At 71.5% G+C, this 6,174-nt stretch carries 5 protein-coding genes; 3 read left to right on the top strand and 2 right to left on the bottom strand.

The features are described from left to right. A partial coding sequence (locus GUY60_RS38590; RefSeq protein WP_223178756.1) for a DUF6114 domain-containing protein occupies window positions 1-542 on the bottom strand: 542 nt, incomplete at its 3' end. Then, window positions 533-1,198: a DUF6230 family protein gene (locus tag GUY60_RS32540; protein WP_312866508.1), complete on the bottom strand. Its 666-nt coding sequence runs from the start codon at window positions 1,196-1,198 to the stop codon at window positions 533-535. The genes GUY60_RS38590 and GUY60_RS32540, both read right to left, overlap by 10 nt. 338 nt (window positions 1,199-1,536) lie before the next feature. On the opposite strand from GUY60_RS32540, the gene GUY60_RS32545 reads away from it, so the two are divergent. The 3 genes from GUY60_RS32545 to GUY60_RS32555 form a co-directional block, all read left to right on the top strand. Then, window positions 1,537-3,921: an ATP-binding protein gene (locus GUY60_RS32545; protein ID WP_161704448.1), complete on the top strand. Its 2,385-nt coding sequence runs from the start codon at window positions 1,537-1,539 to the stop codon at window positions 3,919-3,921. A 282-nt stretch (window positions 3,922-4,203) separates the two neighbouring features. After that, window positions 4,204-5,427, top strand: a complete 1,224-nt coding sequence (locus tag GUY60_RS32550; RefSeq protein ID WP_161704452.1) for a low temperature requirement protein A — start codon at window positions 4,204-4,206, stop codon at window positions 5,425-5,427. A gap of 482 nt (window positions 5,428-5,909) precedes the next feature. Next, a partial coding sequence (locus GUY60_RS32555; protein WP_512700848.1) for an NsdA family TPR-like regulatory protein occupies window positions 5,910-6,174 on the top strand: 265 nt, incomplete at its 3' end.

Consider the following 6,174-nt stretch of genomic DNA (forward strand, 5'->3'; position numbering starts at 1 on the left):
CTGCCGGGCTCGGTTGCCGCGTCCGCCGCGTCCCCCTCCACTCGCCGCACCGGAGACACCGGAGACACCGGAGCCCAGGCGAACCCCAGTGCGCTGCCCGCGACGCCGAGCAGGGAACCCACCAGGAAGCCGCCCAGGTTGGTGACCGCGAAGGCCGCCACGGAGAGCAGCAGCGCGTTCAGGCTCACGTACGCGCGCGCGTGCGGCGCCCCCCACAGGAACCCGCCGGCCAGGATCAGGGCCAGGCCGATCAGGACCGCGGCGATCCCGCCGACGCCCAGACTGAACAGGACGCCCAGCGGGGACAGCGGGGCGATCAGCAGCTCCGCCCCGGCGGCGATCAGCAACAGGCCGCCCCAGAACGGGCGTCGACGGCGCCAGCGACGCAGCGCCGCCCGCCGCTCGGGCCAGGGCAACAGCTCCTCGACCCGCGCCCCGAGCGCGCGGCGCCCCGTACCGGAGGCGTCCCCTGAGCCCTCAGCAGGGCCGGCCGGGTGCGGATCGTCCCCGGACCGCGTACGTGCCCTCCGCCTCAGAAGCATTCCTTGCCACCCGGTCCGACGGAGATCTTCATGCCCTTGAGCTTGAAGTTGCCGCCCATCGCCGACCAGGCCCGCGACTTCACCCCGGCGACGTCGACGCCCTTGACCTGGAGGCCGAAGTGACCGGGCTCGCCCTTGACGCCCGGTACCGCGTCGAGGGTGGACGCGTCCCGGCCGATCTGGGCGGTGCCGAACTGTGCGTCGCCGGTCAGGTCGTCGCCGTCGATGACGAGGCTGTCGGCGGTGACGGGGCCCGCTTCGCCACCCGCGGTCAGCCGGAACACCATGGTGCCGATGGGGGTCTTGATCCGGGTGGACTGGCAGATGTCGGTGAGGCTGACGTCCTTGAGGGCGAGCAGCGACACCGGGTGCCGGGAGCCGTCCGCCGAGCGGTCGACATCCACGTACGAGGCGAGTCCGCTGCTGGACAGGCGGCCCGAGCCCACCTTGAAGTGGCTGCCCGACACCGCGAAGCTCGCGGCCATCGCGCCCTGCGCCATCAGCACCCCGAGTGCGGCCAGCGAGACGATGCCGGGTACCGCGACGATCGCGGTCCTCCGCCAGACGACGCGCCCCTCGAACTCCTCGGCCCGCTCGGTCAGTCGGTCGCGGTCGGGCCGTTCGGCAGCGCGGCTGCCGTTGCGCTCATCGGTCACGATTCCTCCTGTGCGGCTCTACGACGTGGTGCAGGAGGTGCGGTGCCCGGCGGCGTGGCGCCGCCCGTCGAGCGGGCGGCGGACATCCGTCGGGCGCCCGGAACGCTAGCATTGACGAACACCCTTGTACATCAATCACGCGTGCTGGATCTGCCGGATTCGCCGCTGCCGCACGGCCGTTGGGACGCGCGCACAGCCCCCGACCAGGGCACCGATGCGCGTGGCCGTACCTAGACTGTGGAGCGCATCCGGCCGGGGTGCTCGGTATCCGCGAGGGGCACGTCACCCGTCGATGCCTCGCCCGGTCGGTACATGTACCGAGCAGCTCAGGGGGAGTCATGGCCGACAGCGCCAGCACCGTTCTCACCGGCGGCCTTCCGGTCGAACTCACCAGGTTCGTCGGCCGGGAGGCCGAGATCGCCGAGGTCTCCGCGGCGTTGGGGCAGGAGCGGCTGGTCACCCTGATGGGCGTCGGCGGGGTCGGCAAGACCCGGATCGGGCTGCGCGTGGCCCGCGAGGAGCAGCCGTCGTTCCCCGCCGGAGTGCACTTCGTGGAGCTCTCCGGACTGCGCGATCCGGAGCTGCTGCCCAACGCCGTCGCGGCCGTCGTCGACCTGCCCGAGCGCAGCGAGGCCCCCGGCTCCTCCCAACTCCACGCGCTCATCGCGTACTTCGCGGACAAGCGGCTGCTCATCGTCCTCGACACCTGCGAGCATCTGGTCGACGCCGCCGCCCGGTTCGCGCAGGCCGTCCTGCGCTCCTGCCCCGGCGTCCGCATCCTCGCCACCAGTCGCAGGCCCCTGGACGCGCCCGGCGAGCGGCTGCTGCAGATCGCCCCGCTCGCCGCGCCCGACCCGGACGCCGAACCGGCGCGCGCGGGCCACCCCGGCACCCCCACGACCGACGCGATGGAACTCTTCGCCGAACGGGCCGCCGCCGTCTCCCGCGGCTTCCGCCTCACCGACGCCAACCGCACCCAGGTGGCCCGCCTCTGCCACCGCCTCGACGGCATCCCGCTCGCCATCGAACTCGCCGCCGTACGGCTGCGCGCTCTGCCTCTCGACCAGATCCTGCGCCGCCTCGACAACCGCTTCCGCCTGCTGACCGGCGGCAGCCGCGCCGTACTGCCCCGCCACCAGACGCTGCGTACGGCCACGGACTGGAGCCACGAACTGTGTTCCGGGCCCGAACAGGCGCTGTGGCGACGGCTTTCCGTCTTCGCGGGCGAGTTCGAACTGACCGCGGCCGAAGAGATCTGCTCCGGCACGGACCTGCCCGAGGACGACGTACTCGACAGCCTCATCGGGCTCGTGGACAAGGCCATCGTGCTGCGCGTCGAGGCCGAGGGCCAGGACGGCGACGAGGCAGGGGCCCGCTACCGGATGCTCGACACCCTCCGCGAGTACGGCCTCGAACGCCTCCAGGAGGCCGCCGAACAGCGCACCTACGCGGCCCGCCACCGCGACCACTACCTCGCCCTGGCACGGGAGTTCGGGGCCCGCTGGCTCACCGGCGAACAGGTGCCGCGGATGCGCCGCACCTGGCGGGAGCGGCCCAGCCTGCGCAGCGCGCTCGAATTCTGCTGCGCCAGTGCCGACGAGGCCCCGGCGGGCCTGGAGATGGCGACCGCCCTGTGGGGCCTCTGGCTCGGTATGGGCCGGATCGTCGAGGGCCACTACTGGCTCGGCCGGCTGCTGCCGCTCTGCCCCGAACCGAGCCGGGTACGGATGCGGGCCCTCTGCGCGCTCGGCGACCTCACCCTCATGACCGGCCACCACCGGCAGGGGCTCGACCTCTCCGACGAGGCGGCGGAACTGGCCGAACGGTACGAGGACCGGCTCGCCCTCGGGTACGTGGCGAAGAACCGCGGCCTCTACGGCACCCTCACCGGCGACGCCGAACGCGCCCTCGCCCATGTCACCGAGGCCCGCGCCCTCTTCGCCGAACAGGGCGAACGGGCCCTGGAGGGCTGGGCGTCGGCGACCCTCTGCGGCGCCTACACCGTGACCTCGCAGCACGAACGGAAACTCGCCCTGCACGCCGAGGCCATCGCCCTCATGGACCCGGGCGAGCGCTGGGTGCAGGGCTGGCTGCACTGGCAGAAGGGCTGTTCCCTGTGGGGCCTCGACCGTTTCGACGAGGCCAAGCGGACCCTGCGTACCGCCCTTGACATGGGGCTTGAGATCAACCACACGCAGGTGGTCGCCTTCTCCTTCGACACCCTCGCCTGGGTCGCCGCCGCCGAGGGCCAGTACGAGCGGGCTGCCCGCGGCCTCGGCACGGCGGACAACCTGTGGGAGAAGTTCCACGAGCCGAGGCTCGGCATCAACAGCATGCACGAGGCGCACCGGTCCGCCGTCGCCGCCGCCGAGAGCGCCCTCGGCGCGGTGCGCTACCGGCAACTGCGCGACGAGGGCATGGCGCTGCCGCTGCCCGAGGCGGCCGCGCTCGCCGGTGAGACCGGCCCGGCGGCCCCGGCACCCCGCGCGGCCGGGGGCGGTGACTGGGACACGCTCACCTCACGGGAACAGGAGATCGCCCTGCTCGTCGCGGAGGGCCTGTCCAACCGTCAGATCGCCGAGCGGCTCGTCATCTCCAAGCGCACCGTCGACTCCCACCTCGAACACATCATGGGCAAGCTCGGCTACGGCTCCCGCATCCAGATCGCCACCCTCGCGGTCGCCCGCACCGCCTACGAGAAGCCGTCAGGGGACGCCCTGTAGGGGCTCCATACGTATACCGAACCGGCCGGGCGGGCGCCGCTCGACGGAGTATCGGTATACGGAGGCATGAGGAGGTCCACGGAGTCGGGCGAGGGCGAGGACGGGGGCGCGGGTGCCGGTACGGGCGGGGCGACCGGGCGGCCCGTAAGCCGACTTGAGACCCCATGGCCATGCGGCATCATGCTGGACATGAGCAACTCCGATCACACCGCCGCCACTGACGACGCCGACGGCGGCAGGAATGGTGGCGGCAGGAATGGCGTGGCCCATCGCCGGCTCCTGATGACGGGCCGCGACCCGGAGGAGCACGGCCGGGCCGCCACGCCGCTGGAACTGCTTTTCGACCTGACCTTCGTCGTCGCCGTCGGCACCGCCGCCTCGCACTTCGCGGAGATGCTCGCCGAGGGCCATGCCGGGCAGGCGGTCACCGCGTTCGTCATGGCGATGTTCGCGATCAGCGTCGCCTGGATCAGCTTCACCTGGTTCGCCTCCGCCTTCGGCACCGACGACTGGCTCGACCGGGTCCTGACGATGGTCCAGATGATGGGCGTCGTCGTGTTCGCGCTCGGCCTGCCCGCGTTCTTCCACTCCGTCGACGTGGGCGACCACCTCGAACTGCGCGTCATGGTCATCGGATACGTCGTCATGCGCGTCGCGATGATCTCCCAGTGGTGGCGGGCGGCCCAGGAGTCGCCCACGTTCCGGCACGTCGGGCGGGCCAACATCCGTTGGACGGTCATCGCCCAGATCGGCTGGACCGTCCTCGCCTTCGTGCCCGGTCTGCCGCTCGGCGTCGCGTTCCCCGCGTTCCTCGTGCTCGGCGCCCTCGAGCTGCTGCTGCCCGTCCTCACCCAGGGCGAAGCGGGCGGCACCCCCTGGCACCCGCACCACATCGCCGAGCGGTACAGCCTCTTCGCCATCATCACCCTCGGCGAGGGCGTGGTCGGCACGGTCGCCTCCTCCGGCGACCTGCTCGGCGGCGTCGACGGCATGGACTGGAGCATCGACGCCATCGCCGTGGTCGTCGCGGGCGTCGGACTCACCTTCGCCATGTGGTGGGTCTACTTCGCCACCCCCTTCGGCGACATCCTCATCCACCGCCGCAAGCGCGGCTATCTCTTCGGCTACGGGCACATCCCGCTGTACATCGGCATCGCGGGCGCCGGAGCGGGACTGCACGTCGCGGGCCTGCAACTGGAGCACCACTCCAAGCTCGGCGAACCCGCAGTGGTGGCCTCGCTCGCCGTCCCCGTCGGCCTCTACCTGCTGATGGTGTACCTGCTGCACACCCTGCTGCTCTCCGCCACGGACCGGCTCCACCTGCTGCTCATCAGCCTCACGCTGGCTGTCCTCGTCGCGGCGGTGCTGCTCTCGGCGGCCGGTGTCGCGCTGTCGGTGTGCCTGCTCGTGGTGATGCTGGCCCCGTTCGTCACGGTCGTCGGCTACGAGACGGTGGGCCACCGCCACCAGCGCGCGATGCTGGCCGGCCTGACGGCCGAGGGCTGAGGGCTCGGCTCTCGGGGGTACGCAACGCCCTTGCACCGTACGGGAGTTGGCGAGGCGGCAGGCACCGCCCGCCCACCGGCACGCCCCGCGAGGCGTACCGGCCGTTCGATCTGCTGTGCGTTGAAAGCGTTGAATTCGATTCGGTGTCTGTCGCCGAGTCCGGTCATGCATTCTGAATGGCCTGAAGTGAGCGGTCCCGCAAGGTGCGTCAAGGGCATGCTGGTGGCATAGCCCAATCGATCAGAGGTCACCTTCCGGATGTCAATTCCCCTTTCTCTCCAGCCTTTTTCGAAAAGCGAAACACCTGGTCACGCTCGTGCTGACAGGGATTGTCGGGCAGGGTCCGCGATACCGGACCGCATTTGCGAAGGGCGTCCGTCCCGAATTCGTACGGCAGTTCGCGGACCGCGCCGAGTGATGCACCGTCGCGCGGCGGACCAGTAGCGCACGGGATCAGTCGAGAATCAGGGAGAAGAAATCCGATGGCCGTCGACAGGCGCCCCAACGCGCGTTTACGTGCCCTGCTCGCCGAAGCGGGCTGGAGCAATGAGCAGTGCGCGCGGGCCGTCAACGCCGCCGGTGCCGAGATCGGCCTCGTGCTGCGCTACGACCGTACGTCGGTGGCGCACTGGCTGACCGGTACGCAGCCGAGACCGCCCGTCCCGCAGCTCCTGGCGGAGACGCTCTCCCGTCGCCTCGGCCGGGTCGCGACCCCGGCCGGCGCGGGCTTCACCCAGCACCCCGCCC

It is taken from the genome of Streptomyces boluensis (assembly GCF_009908195.1).
GTDB lineage: Bacteria > Actinomycetota > Actinomycetes > Streptomycetales > Streptomycetaceae > Streptomyces > Streptomyces boluensis.

Excerpts from the sequence above, each read along its gene's own strand:
- GUY60_RS32550 (WP_161704452.1), top strand. The coding sequence starts at position 4,204 with ATGACGGGCCGCGACCCGGAGGAGCACGGCCGGGCCGCCACGCCGCTG.
- GUY60_RS32545 (WP_161704448.1), top strand. The coding sequence starts at position 1,537 with ATGGCCGACAGCGCCAGCACCGTTCTCACCGGCGGCCTTCCGGTCGAA.